At 46.9% G+C, this 16,778-nt stretch carries 11 protein-coding genes; 3 read left to right on the forward strand and 8 right to left on the reverse strand.

All coding sequences use genetic code 11. The features are described from left to right. Positions 1-5 precede the first annotated feature (5 nt). Both G3M70_04445 and G3M70_04450 read left to right on the forward strand, forming a co-directional pair. Positions 6-3,209 (forward strand): CusA/CzcA family heavy metal efflux RND transporter, encoded by a 3,204-nt coding sequence (locus tag G3M70_04445; protein ID QPJ61177.1) that lies wholly within the window; start codon positions 6-8, stop codon positions 3,207-3,209. Positions 3,210-3,313: 104 nt separating this feature from the next. Then, positions 3,314-3,493 (forward strand): hypothetical protein, encoded by a 180-nt coding sequence (locus tag G3M70_04450; GenBank protein QPJ61178.1) that lies wholly within the window; start codon positions 3,314-3,316, stop codon positions 3,491-3,493. 11 nt (positions 3,494-3,504) lie between these two features. Here the strand turns inward: G3M70_04450 and G3M70_04455 are convergent, their stop codons facing one another. Further along, complete coding sequence (locus G3M70_04455) at positions 3,505-3,921, reverse strand: TM2 domain-containing protein (protein ID QPJ61179.1); 417 nt, start codon at positions 3,919-3,921, stop codon at positions 3,505-3,507. A gap of 140 nt (positions 3,922-4,061) precedes the next feature. Here G3M70_04455 and pyk point away from each other — a divergent pair, with 140 nt between their 5' ends. Then, the gene (gene pyk / locus G3M70_04460; GenBank protein ID QPJ61180.1) at positions 4,062-5,489 is read left to right on the forward strand and encodes a pyruvate kinase; all 1,428 of its coding nucleotides are present in this window, start codon (positions 4,062-4,064) and stop codon (positions 5,487-5,489) included. 181 nt (positions 5,490-5,670) lie between these two features. Here the strand turns inward: pyk and G3M70_04465 are convergent, their stop codons facing one another. The 7 genes from G3M70_04465 to G3M70_04495 are packed head-to-tail and all read right to left on the reverse strand — an operon-like array spanning position 5,671 to position 16,777. Beyond that, positions 5,671-6,756 carry a glycosyltransferase family 4 protein gene (locus tag G3M70_04465; GenBank protein ID QPJ63710.1) on the reverse strand — a complete coding sequence of 362 codons (1,086 nt, stop codon included), beginning with the start codon at positions 6,754-6,756 and terminating at the stop codon, positions 5,671-5,673. Beyond that, on the reverse strand, positions 6,743-7,957 hold the full coding sequence (locus G3M70_04470) for an oligosaccharide flippase family protein (protein QPJ61181.1): 1,215 nt from the start codon (positions 7,955-7,957) through the stop codon (positions 6,743-6,745). Before G3M70_04470 ends, G3M70_04465 begins: the two co-directional genes overlap by 14 nt. Next, positions 7,954-9,198 (reverse strand): oligosaccharide flippase family protein, encoded by a 1,245-nt coding sequence (locus G3M70_04475; GenBank protein ID QPJ61182.1) that lies wholly within the window; start codon positions 9,196-9,198, stop codon positions 7,954-7,956. The genes G3M70_04470 and G3M70_04475 overlap by 4 nt, the downstream gene beginning before the upstream one ends. Then, complete coding sequence (locus G3M70_04480; protein QPJ61183.1) at positions 9,191-13,213, reverse strand: hypothetical protein; 4,023 nt, start codon at positions 13,211-13,213, stop codon at positions 9,191-9,193. The genes G3M70_04475 and G3M70_04480 overlap by 8 nt, the downstream gene beginning before the upstream one ends. Continuing rightward, positions 13,210-14,829 carry a DUF2079 domain-containing protein gene (locus G3M70_04485; protein ID QPJ61184.1) on the reverse strand — a complete coding sequence of 540 codons (1,620 nt, stop codon included), beginning with the start codon at positions 14,827-14,829 and terminating at the stop codon, positions 13,210-13,212. Before G3M70_04485 ends, G3M70_04480 begins: the two co-directional genes overlap by 4 nt. Continuing rightward, entirely contained in the window at positions 14,826-15,791 is a 966-nt protein-coding gene (locus G3M70_04490; protein QPJ61185.1) for a glycosyltransferase family 2 protein, read from the reverse strand. The genes G3M70_04485 and G3M70_04490 overlap by 4 nt, the downstream gene beginning before the upstream one ends. Then, a complete protein-coding gene (locus G3M70_04495) occupies positions 15,788-16,777 on the reverse strand; it encodes a hypothetical protein (GenBank protein QPJ61186.1) in 990 nt (329 codons plus the stop codon). Before G3M70_04495 ends, G3M70_04490 begins: the two co-directional genes overlap by 4 nt. Between the last annotated feature and the right edge of the window lies 1 nt (position 16,778).

Genomic DNA, 16,778 nt, shown 5'->3' on the forward strand with positions numbered 1-16,778 from the left:
TTATCGTGCTCAATCGCATAATTGAATTTTCTATCCGACAACGCTTAATGGTTATCCTGATAACTATTGGTATGGGCGTTTGGGGTGTTTTCAATTTTCAAAAACTTCCTATCGACGCGTTACCGGACATTACGAATATCCAGGTCCAGATCAACACAGAGGCCGTAGGCTATTCCCCCCTTGAAGTGGAGCAAAGGATCAGCTTCCCGCTTGAAACAGCACTCGCCGGTTTGCCACGCCTGGAAAGTATGCGATCGTTATCGCGCTACGGTTTATCCCAGCTGACTCTGGTTTTTGAGGATGGAACAGATATTTATTTTGCGCGGCAGATTTTATCGAACCGTTTGACTCAGGCAACAGGACAGCTGCCTCCCGGGATCCAGCCTGAAATGGGACCGATCGCAACCGGGCTTGGCGAAATATTTATGTGGGCCCTTAAATGGAAAGAGGGATTCAACCCTAACACCAGCGAACTGGAATCCCTGACCCGCCTTAGAGAAGAAGAGGACTGGATCGTTCGTCCGCAACTCCGCAACGTACCGGGAGTAATAGAGGTCAACACCATTGGCGGTTACGTCAAACAAATCCACGTCACCCCGAATCCCGGAAAACTGATGGCTCACCAACTGTCGTTCCGTGATGTGCTTAACGCCCTGGCTAGAAATAACCAGAACGTTGGATCAGGTTTTCTGGAACACAAGGGAGAACAATATCTTATTCGAACACCTGGGCAGGTGGCAAGCCTCGACGACATTCGTCGTATCACTCTTGGCAGTCATCGCGGAGTTCCCATTCTGATTCAGGATGTTGCGGAAGTTTCGCTGGGCAAAGAGTTAAGAACCGGCGCCGCCACCCACAACGGCCAGGAAGTGGTTATGGGCACGGTGTTCATGCTGAAAGGAGAAAACAGCCGAACCGTTTCAAAGCGTGTCTCCGACCAGTTAAAAGAAATTCAAAAAACCCTGCCGGAAGGGATGGAAGCAAAGACTCTCTACGACCGGACAAAACTGGTCAACGCTACGCTGAACACAGTGTGGAACAATCTTGCAGAAGGCGCACTGTTTGTTGTCCTGGTTCTGTTTCTCCTGCTGAGACATTTTCGAGCGGCACTAATTACAGCCCTCGTGATTCCTCTTTCTATGCTATTTGCCATCACGGGGATGGTGGAAAATAAAATCAGTGGGAATCTTTTAAGTCTGGGTGCGATTGACTTCGGAATCATTGTGGACTGCACCGTGATCATTGTTGAGAACTGCTTGCGCAGGCTCCAGGAAAAACAATCTCAATCATTCCAACCGCTCACCCGTGAAGAGCGACATAGTATAGTGCGCGAAGCATCGCGGGAAGTTTCTCGTCCCAGTATTTTCGGTGTGCTCATCATCATGGTGGTGTATCTGCCAATACTGACTTTGACGGGCATTGAAGGCAAAATGTTTCAACCCATGGCATTCACCGTGCTGGCAGCTTTGCTCGGGGCGTTGCTGCTTTCGATCACTTTTGTTCCCGCCATGGTCGCCCAGTTCGCCCATGTAAAATCAAAACCCGAAAAAACCCCATGGTTTGATGCAATCAAAAATCGATACCTTAATACTCTCGAACAAGCACTCCAGTATCGTGTCAGCCTCCTCACAACGGTTTCAATTCTGCTGGTCGCATGTCTCTTAATTGCTATCAACATGGGACGGGAGTTTCTTCCCACACTTGATGAACGCGATCTGGCGGTCCATGCCCTCCGAATTCCTGGCACGAGTCTCAGTCAGGCGGTAAAGATGCAGCATCATCTTGAAAAAAAATTCATGGAACTTCCGGAGATTGACTACATTTTTTCCAAAATAGGGACAGGGGATATCGCAACCGACCCCATGCCACCCAGCGTCGCCGACACCTTTGTAATATTAAAGCCTCGCAAGGACTGGCCCGATCCCCGGATGACCCACGATGCCCTCATCGCGAAATTTGAATCGTTTGTAAAGCCACTGCCCGGAAACAAGTATGAGTTCACCCAACCCATTCAGATGCGATTCAACGAACTCATCGCAGGGGTGCGCGCGGATGTTGCTGTCAAAATTCATGGTGATGACATGGACACGCTTCATGATATTGGCGAACGTGTAGTAGAAAATCTCAACAGAATTTCGGGAGCCTCTGATGTCAGGATGGAGCAGGTAACAGGACTACCGGTGCTGACAATTCACCTTAGACGCGAGGAACTATCGCGAATGGGGTTGAATATCTCTGATGTCCAGGATGTGATTCAGATCGCTTTAGGCGGTATGTCCGCTGGCCAGGTATTTCAGGGCGATCGCCGTTTTGATCTCATCGTACGACTTCCGGAAAACCTGCGCAGCCGAATTGACTATCTGAAGAGGCTTCCGCTTCCTTACCCTGAAAATTGGCTGAAGCCAATGAATTCAAAAACGAATAATGCATTAAACCCGCATAAGGAAATCCTGACTTCAATTCCACTTGGAACCGTTGCTGACTTTGAGGTGATTCAGGGACCAAACCAGATCAGCCGTGAAAACGGAAAACGTCGGATCGTGGTGACTGCCAACGTTCGTGAGCGCGACCTTGGGTCGTTTATTGAATCCGCACAAAACACCCTGAATGAAAACTTAACACTACCTTCCGGTTTCTGGATCACCTGGGGGGGACAATTTGAACACCTCATCTCCGCAGCCCAACGTTTGAAGATAGTGGTGCCCATCGCGCTCACCCTGATTTTTATTTTTCTGTTCTTTGCGGTGAGGTCGTTTACCCACACCCTGATGATTTTTACTGGAGTCCCGCTGGCACTTACCGGGGGAATTCTATTTATCTGGTTGCGTGGAATCCCGTTATCAATATCCGCTGCCATCGGTTTTATAGCCCTGTCTGGAGTTGCAGTTTTGAATGGGCTGGTACTGATCACTTTCATCAATAAACTGACTGCGGAGGGCCTCGAACTGAAAGCCGCTATTCTTAAAGGTTGCGCTACACGACTTCGTCCAATTTTGATGACCGCGCTGGTTGCCTCCCTTGGGTTTGTCCCCATGGCACTGGCAACAGGCACCGGGGCTGAAGTTCAACGTCCTCTTGCCACAGTCGTCATTGGCGGGATCCTATCATCCACCGTGCTGACATTATTCGTTCTTCCGGCACTTATGTTTTCCGTAAGGGAAAAGAAACCCGCGCCTTCACTGGCTCAACCGACCGAATCTGTTTCCTGACCACTCTCCAAATAAAAAAAATTCTTTGACGGACGGCCTTGAATCCCGCATAGTAATTTTTCTTCCTGTTTACCTGGCCGTTTGTCTTTTAATTGAGGGTGGAGATGGTACCCAACCGGATCGTGCGATACTTTTTTTACCTGGGATATGCTTTGGGGCAGTACGGTGTGACCCCGTTTTCCCTTTTCCAGTCGAGCCTAACTGAATTTTATGTGATTCATCTCCAGCACGAGTACTGGTGGAAAGAACCCGGACAATACCCCAAAACTTACGGGCGCAATTAGTTCATAGAAAATCAGGTTGAGGTTACCCCTGCCGCCTCTTCAGCGTGGATTTCACTGATCTGTTTGTTCAGGTTCCAGAAATCGTAAATCACTCCAATAAGCAACAGTCCCCCTGTCAAAAGATAGATGATTCCCGTTCCCCATTTACCAATATAGAATCGGTGAATACCGAAGACCCCCAGAAAGGTCAATAATATCCAGGCCGTGCTGTAACTGATCCTGCCATCGGTGAACTTCTGGTCAGCTTCCCGGTCCATTGAAGGAATGAGGAATAAATCAACGATCCATCCAATAAAGAAAAGTCCCAGTGTAAAAAAATAAATCGTACCGCTTATGGGTTTTCCATAGTAAAAACGGTGCCCGCCGGTGAACCCGAAAACCCAGAGCAGGTAGCCAATAGTTTTACTGTGTGTATCCTGTGTTGTCATAAGTCCTCCATAGATTCAATCATACTCATCATACCAAAACCAACATCCCTAAATTGATCAAAACATTCACACTCGCAAAAAGAAATTAACGCCTTATACTGACTTTAATCCAGAATATTTATCAAACAGGAAAACATTATATGTCTTTCAAAATGACCAAGATCATTGCGACCCTAGGCCCGGCCAGTGGCAACAGGAAAACTATTGACGCTCTCGTGAAGGCGGGAGTCAATATTTTCCGCCTGAATATGTCGCATGGGAATTATCCCGATTTAAAAAAATGGATTCGTTTTATTAGAGCGGTCGAAATTCAACAGAAAACGGTAATCGGTATTCTCATCGATTTGCAGGGACCCAAGATTCGTGTTGGAAAATTTCAGAATGGGTTTATTCATTTAAATCCAGACGATATACTCACCTTCACTACCCGCAATGTAACCGGATCCGCCAAGCTTGTCCCTATTCAACTCGCCGGATTTTCCAAGTCGGTTAAGCCGGGCGATCTTGTTTACCTGAATGATGGCAGCCTTTGCGTGAAGGTAAAGTCTATTTCAGGAAATGATGTCAAAGTGCAGGTAACAGTTGGAGGGGTGTTGTCGGATTTTAAAGGGGTCAACCTACCCGATGCTGAACTCACCACCAGCCCGATTACTGCAAAAGATAAACGTGATTTAAAATTTGGCTTGAGTGAAGGGGTAGATTTTGTTGGCCTTTCTTTTGTGGGATCGCCCAATGATATTCACCAACTCAGACGCTTGATTCACAAAGCGGGAGGAGACGCCAACATCATTGCCAAGATCGAACGAAAAGTGGCAGTAAAATGTTATCGCGAGATCATCGAAGCTGCTGACGGCGTGATGGTCGCACGTGGCGATCTTGGAATTGAAATCCCATTAACGCAAGTCCCAGTGGCACAGCAGAAAATTTTATGGGAATGTGCAACGCAGCAAAAGCCAGCCATCGTTGCAACACAAATGCTCGAATCAATGGTTGAAAACAATCGACCCACCCGGGCAGAAGTTTCTGATATCTCCACAGCCGTAATGGGCGGGGCCGATGCCGTTATGCTTTCGGCCGAAACCGCTACGGGCAAATACCCTGTTGGCGCAGTCCGCATGATGGCAGCCACTGCAAGAGAAATGGAGGATTATCAGAAAACCCACCGACGAATTCTTCCCTGGCAAAGATTTTTCAATGAAGATCCCCCGGTTTCCCAGGGCATTGCCTATTCTGCCAACCGGCTGGTGGAGTTATTAGGAGGCAGGGCTTTAATGGTCTATACCAAAACAGGAGGGACCGCGATGCAGGTGGCATCGCCCAAGCCGAACGTCCCTATTTTCACGTTTACCTCTGTACGCGAATGTGCCCGGCGTATGGCCCTCATTCGCGGTACTGTACCCATCATAATCAAAAGCGAACGGGGATTTCTTGGCGACATAACCCCTTTTTTTAAAAAAATAAAAGAAACCCAACTATTGAAAAAAGGGGATCGCATCATTCTCACAACCGGGATTCCACTTGGTGTTCCGCAATGGACCAATGTCATCCGGGTCGAGGAAATGCCTTGATATTACATTTTCAAAAAATCAAATCAGGCTTTTTTTGTCGTAAGTAAAGGACTGATCTTCGTATATATTTGGAGGGGATACAGGGGAGCATTTATTCATAACCCTCCCTCACCCTCCCTTGGCAAGGGCAGAAAATAAAATGGCTATCCCAGAGTTCTTTTTTGAAGGTATCAGGAAGTTTTCAACTATTTATTAATGACTGCATTTTATTGATAAAAATTTTCTCATCAAACTTTTGGGCTTGAGCCTCACAGGCTTCACGCATGGAAAGAGCCCGGGTCGGAGACAGATCCATTACACCCTGCCGAATCTGTTCAATTGAAGGGTCTGCATTCAACAGGATGCCTGTTTCGCCGTCCATCACCGTCTCGATTAAACCTCCTTCGCGAACCCCGATGACTGGTTTTCCTGCAGCCATAGACTCCACGGGCGACATTCCAAAATCCTCATCCACCGGAATGTAGAGGGTGGCAATCGCATTGCCGATCAGGCTGCGGAGTTCCTCCTCTTCTACAGGACCCGTAAAACTAATATTGGAAAAGGATTTATATTTTTCACGAAGTTGTAAAAACTCCGGACCTGAAGAGGTCACGATTAATTTTTTATCAGGCAACCCTGAAAAAGCTTCCAGCACACGACCAACCCGCTTAACCCCTTCAAGTCGCGCAGGGGAAAGATAATAATCTCCCTGCCCTTTCCATTGAAACCACTGTGTTGGACAAGGCGGGTTAACAACAACCGATTCGAGATCAAGGAAACGGGTTAGACGTTCCTGTGTATTCCTGGAATTGGCAACGACCACATCCATATGCTTCACTGCTTCTTCATATAAGGGTTGGAACCAGTCATTGTAACGGGCAACAAGAAATCTTCGAAAGAAAGACAAACGGTTCATCTGGTATTCACGTAAATCGTAAAGCGCACGAGGCGGTGTATGGCAATAAAAAATATTTTTCCCATTGCGATGGTTGTGAACCGCAAGGGGGGCGTTGATGCCACTGTATATTACCGTCCGATACTTTTTTAAAAAACGTGTTCGTTTTGTAAACGCTCGGTAACGGTTGATGGTCCTATAGCCTATCAATGAAGAATACCCGTTTAGGTCGAACGTTTGTCCGGGGAGATCGGACAGATCAAAACTATCGGCGCACCATTGTCCGTAAGCCAGATCAAGATTCAGTTCTCGACACAAACTGAGAACCAGTCGCTCTCCGCCACCCTTGAAATCAAACGCATCGTGTAAGAGCAGAGATTCAGCCATGGCTATCACCGGGTTTTGTTTTAAGCCAACGCATCATGTTCCAAAGGAAAACACCAAACAGGAAAGCCTCGGTAATACCAGTTCCCAGGGCGGCACCCTCTGGCCCCAAACGGGGAATCAAGGCCCAATTGAGCCCGATATTAAGAACTGCTGCAAGACAGGCAATCTTGGCATAAAAAACTTCCCGGTTCAGCGCCAGGACTCCCTGGGTCAGCACAAGATTGGGAATGATAAAAAACAAGGCCAGCAAAAGAAAACGGAGGATTTGTTCTCCCTGTGTGAATGATTCTCCGAAACAGAGAGTCAATACCGGCTCCGCCAACATCCAGGCAAGAGGTACCACTAATGATGCGCATATGCCTGCGCGCATCAGCCAGACTCGTAAAAGTTTTTTAAACTCGCCATGCTCCTGCCACGCCAGTCGGAAATCACGAAAAAACACATTGGCGAAGGGGAAAAGGAGGAGGATAACCCCTTCAATAATCCGGGAAGAAGCTGAGTAAAACCCTACGGCATCCTTGGAATCCTGAAGGTGCATTAACATGATAATGTCGATTTTAAAATAGATTAAGGTGGCAATGTCGATTATGAGCAGGGCCAGTACACTTTTAAAAACTTTATTGTCTTTTCCAAAAAAGGAGATACGTGTCAGGGAAAATTCACGTTGCGACAATAAAACCAACAGTTGTCCCACCGACCAAGCGATCAATACCCCTTCCACAGTGGGTTCCCACAGCCAGACAGAAAGAACCACCGCAATAGCGGTGATGGTTCTTATCCGGAATCGCCACCAGGCTTCTTCAACAAAATGTCCCGTTCCTTTTTTAAATGAAGAGATAAAATTTGTGGCAGCACCAAGTCCAAATGAAAACAAGGCCAAAAGCAAAGCCTTTTGATGCTCGAAAGATAACAGCAGGATCACCATTGCCGCCAGGCTGGTTGTAGTTAACAAGTGGCCCAGAGCCCTGGCGAAAAGTTGCTCCGGTGAGAGATCCAGTGAGGGACTGGCCTGCTCACGATTGATTAACGTTTTAAAACCTCCATCCTGAAGAATCCCTAATAAGGCTCCCACCGTAACAATATAACTGTAGGTCCCAAATGTACCCGGACCGAACAATCGGCCTAAAAGAAAGGTGATCGCCAGGGAAACACCGGCCACATAAACTGTAGCCCACCATTGGCTGGCGTAATTTTTCTGAACGGTCATGGTGCAGTTTGAGGACGAAAGTTTTTTGACAGGTACCACCCCATTGTTCCCACTAGAATGGTTAATACGGACCAGAGGACATTCATAGCAATAGTCCGTGCGGAATCGTGAAAAAGAAAAATCAATATAAACATCAAAAGAACACCACCGGCAAGAGGCCAGAGATAACCAAATTCCGATCGGGCTAAGGAGAAAGTAAATACCACATTTGCGATAGCCAAAAGGGCCATCGCGATGCTGATGATAACCAGCATGGGGGCGGCATCGATATATTTCGAGCCAAACAGAAAAGAGATGATCATCTCGGGCCAAAGAGCGCAAAGTAATGCGAACCCACCTCCCAGAAGAGTCGTCAAGCCTAGACTGGTCCACAAAACACTGGAACCTTTTTCACCCTCTTCATGAGCCTGAGCTGCAACAGGAAAGAGAACATGTGTTAATACTCCCGGGAGGAACATGGCAATACGTCCCAAAATGGCAGCGGTGGCGTAAAACCCGGCTTCCTCGGGAGTACAATAATGACGAACAAACACAATGTCGAGATTGCCGAGAACCATCACCATACAAGCCGTGCCCAATGCTGGTAATCCGTAACGTCCCATTTCTTTTGTCAAACCCGGCGGGATCGGCTCATTGGGCTTGTTCAGGACATCCCGGATACCCCAGAAACCAATGACCATGGCAACAATGGCACCCACCACACCTGAGAAAACTGCCCCGTTTACCCCCCATTCCAGAACAATCACGAAAACCAGACCGCTGAGAAACCTCACCAGTGGAATGCTGCTGGACCCCAGCCCGTAAAGTGTAAATCGCTGCAACCCCTGGATCACCCCAAAAAGAATAGGACGAACCAGCGACAGGCTGAATTGAATGAGCATAAGAACGAGGGGCAGTGTTGATGTCAGATGCAGATAGGATTTAATTCCAGGCAGCCCCAACAAACACAAGACAAGAAGTCCCAGAGTAATCCAGGTAAAAAACTTCATGCCTCGGACTAATATGTCACGCACCTGCCCCATACTGGTTTGTAAAAGGGTGACGGTGTAGCGGGAAAACACAACAGGCAAGACTGCTGATGGAGCGAGTAGAATTATTGCGATTGAATTTATCGCATTGAATGTTCCGAAATCGGTTGGAGTCAGCTGCCTGGCAATAACAAGCTGGAAGAGATAGTTAAACAGGTTTCCGGAATTCAGAAGGAAAAGAACCAGAAAATTGGTTCTTAAAAAATTAGCCACCAGAAGACACCTTTTCAAAAATATCTTCAGAGACTACATCCGGGATACTTTCTTTCGAGGGAGAAAAATGCGCCCAAATTTCAGACAGGATACCGCCTGCCATGAGCAGGTAGATAGTGATTGCGATCGGTTCGGCTATCACTTCCAACTGTAAAAAAATAAGTAACGCCATTACCGGGACCAGTATGAGAAGGCCCAGCCATAATTTCTTGGCGGTGGACTGGAATACAAATCCTGTACCTTTCGGAAAACACTTTTCAAGGGTGGGGCGTGCCCACTGTAAAATATTCAGCCAGGTAAAAATCAAAGCCAGTCCACCCACTGAAGGCAACAGACTCCCCGGTGCTTGCGACAGGCTGGCCAGATAACATCCGCCAGCAAAGACCAGTCCCAAGATGATTCGTACCGTAACCCGCTCCATCCAGGGCAGGTAGAAATAAATACTGGACACACACAATGCCGCGGCGATTACGGTTGGAATCTCGGAAATTCCGGCTCCAATCATCCATGCACTCCAACCCATAGCCCCGGCCAAAACCAGATGAGGCAGAACCGGAGTCGAGTAATTATTTCCATTTATGAAGATATTGCTACGTTCAAAATGGTGTGGATATTTTTGCAACCCCCACCGTATTTCATGCCAGACCACTCCTGCAAAAAGGAGCAGTAAAGGTTCCAGAAAAGACGGAGCATCCGGCCTTTGATTCATATAACCCGAAAGGAGAAAGCCCGGTCCAATAACCAAAAGCCCCATCAACCGATTTAAAATGACATGAGGCCCCAGCAACCAGCGTTTTAAAAATTTCAGAGCTGGAATCATATTTGATTTTAGTTGTGGGTAGATATTTGTTTTTTTCAAAATGAAATATAAACCACCCAAAAAAATCAACGCTTCGATCAAGATTAAAAGAGACAGGGACCTCTGGTTCGGAATAATTTCTTCAACATCCTGTTGAAGGGTGAAACCCTCCGGCAATGGAAAACGGTTCTGGATCACCAAAGCTTCAACATTAAAGTAAGGTGTCTCAAGAACTTCCATGTCGAATGTTTTGGAAAGATTTGCAGGAATGATGATGTCACCCAACTCGACCCAGGGTTCTCTTGAAACTAATTGATCGATCGCAATATGTTCCAGTGAGGCCGGGGAAACGACCTTCTCCTCTACCCTGAAAACCGGATATCGCGCAAGTTCATGACGCAGCGATCCAAGGTGAAGCGCATCCAATTCCATTTTTAAACTCAAAGCAAGCGCTGTTGATTGCTTTCCCTTGGGCCCTTCGATTCTCCAGACCAGAGATTCCAAAGGTTCATGGTTATTCAGCAGTTTCTGATCAAAAAGAGAAGACGCAGGAATATAAACATCGCCAATTGGATTGTTAAAACAGAGACGTTTTTGCCCTTGATGTTTCGCGGTTTTCCAGTTTAATTTCAACCAGCAGGCCACTCCCTGACTGGCATCCCAGGCACTCTGGTATTTTAAGCGCAGCCCCCGTACCAAACCAATGGGATGGTTCACGGTATTGGACCACTGCACCACAGGTTCCCTCGCAGTCAGTGAACCCGTAATCATGATCCCGTTGGAATCCGTTTCCAGTTGCGCCGTTTTTGGTTTGATGACCGGATGCGCAACCAGTGGAGTCCTTTCCCAAATCAGGTGTTCCAGGTCCAGCATCTGGGTGACGGGTGTGGATTGTGGATGGAACAAAGTCATCTCCGATAAAACCAGAGAAAACGCTATATTCGACTTTAAATGGATTCGTATATTGAGTTCATCAATCTCGCCTGAATTAATATTCAGTTTGACAGGCTCATTGGGCATTGCCGTTTGTGGAGGTAATTTTTTTCCTCCAGAACGGGGTTGAATCTCCAGATGGTCGACATCAGCCACACCCTTTAGTATTGAGAGGTAAAAGCGGGACTCTGAAAACAGTTTTGCTGTATGTTTCCATGTTAAATCGATCCATCGACCCCGACCTTCCAGGAGAATCCCTCCCTGCACCGGCCGCCACTCTTTGAAAGAATGCCTTGATTTGATGCGAAGCCCTGGCGCCCGAATAGATTTAGCTGTCCTGCTTTTTAATCCGGGAGAAGAGAAATCCACTTTTTCCGGAGCTGAAAGAAACAAGGGATTCAAGGAAGATAAAGACTCCTCTTCCCCATTCCCATTTTCCTTTTCCGTCGCTGTCTTTTGATTATCAGCATTTGGATCATTTTGTAGAGTCCTTGAATCCTCCTGCAAATTTGGAGAAATCTCAGCCCGGGTGAAAAGGATTCGACCCCGCTGACGACCTGTAGTTTCCAGACCTTCCAAGCGTGGAGGTTCCACTTCGATCATGGGACGGGTGTTGGCTGGCAAAATAAACCGGATCGTATTGCCCTTTATCTCTCCCAGGTAAGGCTTGAACAATCTGAGAAGAAGATTCCCCTCCCTTTCAAGCTCCAGAGTGACCTCTCTATCCTCAACAAAAGGACCGATACTTTCCAACTCCATACTGACCAGGTTTTCAGGTGCTAGAAATAAAACATCGCAGGCAAGCCCTCTCTTCTCTCTATAAACACGAGCCTGGCTTGCTTTTCCTGTCTGAACACGAATCCCGTTTTGTACAATCAACCCTGAATGATAGGGCTGGTCCCAATCCAGAACCTGGAAAGGGAAATAGGAATCAACTGAAACCGATTCAATGTTTTTGAGGTTTTGCCGGGGAAGAAATGGCCCACCCAATGCATGGACCCTTTGTTTTGGAACACGCGCTATCTTCGGCTGGGTAAACGTTTCAAGTTGAGCCAAACCCGCGCGGCGGAAGACCAGACCACCCGGAACTGACGGGTTTTCACGATTGACTTTTAAACGCGCCGAATCCAATTCCCATTTAACCGGTTTCTTTTTTACTGCATCCAACTTGACGGACGCACGGTAGGTTGTCGCAGATAGAGGCAGTATTTCCAGTGGGAGTTGAACAATTTCTATAGAGTCACGGTTTTCAATATCAAGGTCCAGCGCATGAAAAACTATTTGCTTCAAAGGTTTTTGCTGGATGACCTGATCCACCGGCCCCTCAAAAAACACAACCAGCTCTTCAAGGTTTATCTTTTTAAATTTTTTATACTGTTCCCGTATCAGCTTTCCCAGATGGAGTCGGATGGTTTTTTCAAAGTCACCTTTTGAATGGCGATGATAAACCTCATGCAATGCAAGAATTTCCGTCGGGCGGTACGGTCCTTCAAATCCGAGCTTAAGGTTAATCGTTTTAATTGACCAATTCCGTGGGACAACAACGTCCAGGGCTTCAATAGACTTGATATCTTTATGAAAACGCCTCTGCACCACGGTGTACTCATCCTTCTGGATAAATCTCCACTCGGCATCCGGCTCCAGATTCAATTCACGTTTTAGCAGGTAAAGATAGTTTTTGGGGTTCCAGGGCCTTGCAGCAGGGGTCAGGGTTTCTTCAGCCTTTAACGAATGATCGCCGGCAATGAATACCCGTTTTTTTTGTCCAGGGTTCGCGGTCCCGGCCGTCAGTTCAAGACCAACCAGAAATGGAAACTGACCCGGCTCCTCCAATGCCTGGAAATCAAAATGAAACTCATCGAACCGGTTGAGCACCGGTGAATTTATTTCCCCGGAACTTAATGGCACCGTAAGCGTTTGTTCAAGCGCGCCAGGAGACCACCAGTATGTATCCTTCAACCGGGACCACCCTTTTGATTTTTCAAACGTATTGTTTACATTTTCTTTTTCAGGTTGAAAGCTTAAGGAATGAGTCACACGGTTTTCTTTTATGATTTTGCTCACCATATGGGCGCGTGCACTGTACTCACCCGATGGGAGTCTTGTTTCTGATGGAATATTTTGGAAACTCGGTACACTCTGCTTTCCGCGTTCCGCCAGAAAAAACAATTTTGAAGGTTTTTCTTTTTGTTCATTTGCGCTACTTACTGAAACCGCCACCATATATAGGCCGGACAAGAGGCAAAAAAGAAGAACTCCATATTTTTTTAAATTAGTCATCATATTGCTGCCTGAAACTGGGAACTTAACTCTTTCCTGGATTCCAGATAACGAGTTCGCCTGAGAATCAGGAAACGATCCCTGTCATATAAAATTTCGTAATTTTTCAGAGTCTCCTCGAGTAATTTCAGGAATTTTGCTGAGACTTCTCCATCTTCACAAGCACCTAACCTCCACTTGCAGGTCTTATCTCCCCAAAACAAGGGGCGGGTAAGGTCCAGCACAACAAAATCTGCCCAGATAAAACCGGGTTGGGAAGTTGAATCTGTACCACGGACGTCTACCGGGGAATCTACCCCCCTGGGAAAAACAAAAATATGACTTCGCTGAGACAGATATGCTGTGTTGATATTGTTTTGAACGCTCACCGGAACAGTGGCAGGTATATATTCCTCCAAGGCCTGTCGAACAGCGGCATCTCGTTGTGAAGGAGCATACGCACTTAAGTGATACGACCAATCGTTTTCCTGATAGAAACGCCAACTTAAAAATGAAGGGGCATAGCGAGCATGGCCTATCAATAATCCGGCTATCACCAGAATATAAAAGGCGGGTTCTTTTAAATCGACCCAGGATCCGATTTTTCTGGCAACAGGGATTCCCCCGGCGAAAGAAACTATCATCGGAGCCACCAGTCCAGAGGTGTAATGAAAAAACAAACCGAAATGATTTGGATTGCGTGAAAGCAGCGCCAGAAAAATAATCGGCAACGCTACAATTAGCGGGGCCGGGGAAAGCAGCGAAAGAAATCCCAGGCAACCGAACACGACAAGAAGGTAGGTTTCTTTTCCAGAGTGATTGACAATTTCATCGATCCAATTCGAGGGATTGGTAAATAAAGTTTCGACCACCCCGAACATATCCTTCCCCAACCAGGAAAAAGCCTGAGTGTTAGGCCCCAAACGATCTCCCAGCGTATACATGGGCAAAATAATCTGGAGAGCAATAATGAAATAACCGAGACCCACCCCCATCAAACAAAAACCCGCTTTCCATTGTTTTCGTACCAACGCCAGATATAGACCGCATGCAGCGGTTTGCAAGGCATACGGTTCTTTGATTCCACAAAGCAAAATAGCCGCGAAACAGGCAGCAGAATATTTTTCCTTTCGCTCAAACAGGAAAAACGCAAACAGCAGTGGAATAACCAGATGATCCGGATGGAAATCAAACAGATTGTTGTACCAGATAGGAAAATAGAGCGCGTACGCAACGGCAACCAGGGGTCCCCATTCTTTCCACAGCCATCGCAAGGGAAGCGCAATCATCAAAGCCTGCAACGCTAAAAGGGCCAGTGGAACTCTGTCTGGAGTTACTACTTTATGCAAAAGTGCCAGGAGCCAAAGGACTGGTTGAGCATGCCCGGATAAGGCCACCTGCCATTGTCCCTCAGCGACAAGAAAAACCCGGTTCAAATACAATCCCAAATCCAGGAAGGTGGTGTGCAAAGTAAGGTATTTTGCTCCAGCCATCATGGCAAAAACAACAAACAGGATAACCGTCCAGCACCATGCTGTCAGGCCTCCGGTGGATACCGTCTGTTGCGTCTCTTCAGCAGATGGAGCCACGTTTTCCGGAACCGGAGAAACGACTGGCTCCGATGCTTGCGAAACAGTCATGAGGGCTCCATTGAAATAATTTGCTCCCTATAAATTTGCCGGTATGGGGTAATCGACTTGAGTCCGCTGAAGCCGTCCCGCATTCCCCGAACAAGAGCTTTCATGCAGGCTATCCGTTCTTTCCTGTAAACCAGCAGCTTGAGCCCAAAGTAGGCCAACAACGTCGCAGTGGAAAACGCGAGTGAGACATATTCCTGCAATTGACTACTGGACCAGAGCTTGCAGGTCAGCAGTTTGTTTTTTGCCGTCAATTCAAGCCGCCACGGGTGGTTGAGAAAAGCGCCCTGTTCATGGTCGTGATAAATATGTGCTGGAGAAACCACCAGTAACCGGTAGCCGAAAAATCCACTGCGGTTGAAAAAATCCATTTCTTCAAACTGAAAAGGGAATCTCTTTTCATCGAACACCCCGACCTCTTCCAAGCAGGAACGATCCATAAAAAAGGCGGTGACGATTGTGTCGGTCTCCAACGTGTCAGGTAATGGTCCGTACTCTTTAAGCGTTCTTCCCTGCCCCTCAAAAGTCCCAAAAGTCGTCCACATGTTCAACCGGACACCGGCATACCAGAGCACATCCGGTTTTTCGTATTCAAACATCAAAGGGGCAAGAATAACTTTTTGCCCTTCGAGGGATTGCCGGGCTTTATAAAGTTCCTGGAATGCTTCTTCATGAACAACCACATCATCATCAATACAAAACAAAAAGCGACCACAGGAGGCGGCAATACCCCGGTTACGGGAATGCGAGGCCTTCGAATTCACTTCATTCTGAAGCAGTTTGATATCCAAATGTCCGGCATATTTGCTGTTCAAAAACTCAAAGGTTCCATCAGGTGAGCAATCGTCGACAACGATTATTTCGCGGGAAAGCCCTTCCCAGTTTGCCTTCAGGACAGACTGGATGAGTCGTTCGACCTTGTCTTTCCGGTTATAGGTGATGATCACGACACTGACGTCTATCATTTGCCTACCCCTGAAATTTTTTCTTCCGGAGCTGTGTAAAACCCGCCATAGGAATTTCCCGAAATCAGGACCTTTAACGCTTTGGGTAATTTTTTTAATGGTTCCATGATCAGGCCCCGCTCAAGAAAAGCGGCGATTATATGGAACCTGGAAAAAGTTTTAGGCATCATGTATTCACCGCCCATCTCATCAAGCGGATTTTGGGAATCAAAAAAATACTCATAGAAATCGTCGAGGACCTTGAGGGTTCTGAGGTAAGCCCGTTCCCAGTGGTATTTTCGGGCCTGACCTCGACAATAATCTTTATCTGCTCCCTTCTCGATCGAGTGAAGGTAGACAAGTTCCGACAGGGTGAAATGCATGGGCTCATAATTCATGTGAGCAACGTGAATTAAATAGTCCATCGTTACATTTGGAATCGCGACGTCAACACCATTGAAATTTTCAATGCGTGGGTCCGACAGGATATCTGCATAATCCATATAATCGACGGCGACCCAGGAGCAACGCCCATGCAGATGCAGCTTGAATTTTTCTTTGGAATAATAAACAGCCTTGTCTTCATCGTAGTCAATGTCCAGTGAAGGTCCCAGAAGCCCATCGAGAGCTTTCATGGCTCCCGTAAAATCTGACACCAGAAAATCAAGGTCATTGGGTATTCGGTCATAATTTCGAAACGTTTTATGCAGCACAAAATCCTGCGGAAATTCGTTTTGCAAAAATCGGATTCCCGCCTGAATGTCTTGGACCTTTTTCTCACCCGAGGAAACAATCTCCTCAATACGTGAAAGCGCCGACGACTCAATATTTTTTCCATGCTCGTTTAAAGCATGACGGGCGACGTGAAACAACAGGTTATTGCCCTTGGCGTAAGCGAGCAAAAACTCCCAGTCCATATTTTCGATTTGACAGCCCCTTTCAGGCACGAGAGGAAAGGGGCCGCGCAGGGAATTTAGAACAAATTTTATTTCATTGGATCTATCCATT

The sequence above is a fragment of the Candidatus Nitronauta litoralis genome, assembly GCA_015698285.1.
GTDB classification, from domain to species: domain Bacteria; phylum Nitrospinota; class Nitrospinia; order Nitrospinales; family Nitrospinaceae; genus Nitronauta; species Nitronauta litoralis.

What these genes read in the sequence shown, in the direction of transcription:
- G3M70_04450 (QPJ61178.1), top strand. Translation starts at nt 3,314, where the DNA reads ATGGTACCCAACCGGATCGTGCGATACTTTTTTTACCTGGGATATGCT.
- G3M70_04455 (QPJ61179.1), bottom strand. Translation starts at nt 3,921, where the DNA reads ATGACAACACAGGATACACACAGTAAAACTATTGGCTACCTGCTCTGG.
- pyk (QPJ61180.1), top strand. Translation starts at nt 4,062, where the DNA reads ATGTCTTTCAAAATGACCAAGATCATTGCGACCCTAGGCCCGGCCAGT.
- G3M70_04470 (QPJ61181.1), bottom strand. Translation starts at nt 7,957, where the DNA reads ATGACCGTTCAGAAAAATTACGCCAGCCAATGGTGGGCTACAGTTTAT.
- G3M70_04480 (QPJ61183.1), bottom strand. Translation starts at nt 13,213, where the DNA reads ATGATGACTAATTTAAAAAAATATGGAGTTCTTCTTTTTTGCCTCTTG.
- G3M70_04485 (QPJ61184.1), bottom strand. Translation starts at nt 14,829, where the DNA reads ATGACTGTTTCGCAAGCATCGGAGCCAGTCGTTTCTCCGGTTCCGGAA.
- G3M70_04490 (QPJ61185.1), bottom strand. Translation starts at nt 15,791, where the DNA reads ATGATAGACGTCAGTGTCGTGATCATCACCTATAACCGGAAAGACAAG.
- G3M70_04495 (QPJ61186.1), bottom strand. Translation starts at nt 16,777, where the DNA reads ATGGATAGATCCAATGAAATAAAATTTGTTCTAAATTCCCTGCGCGGC.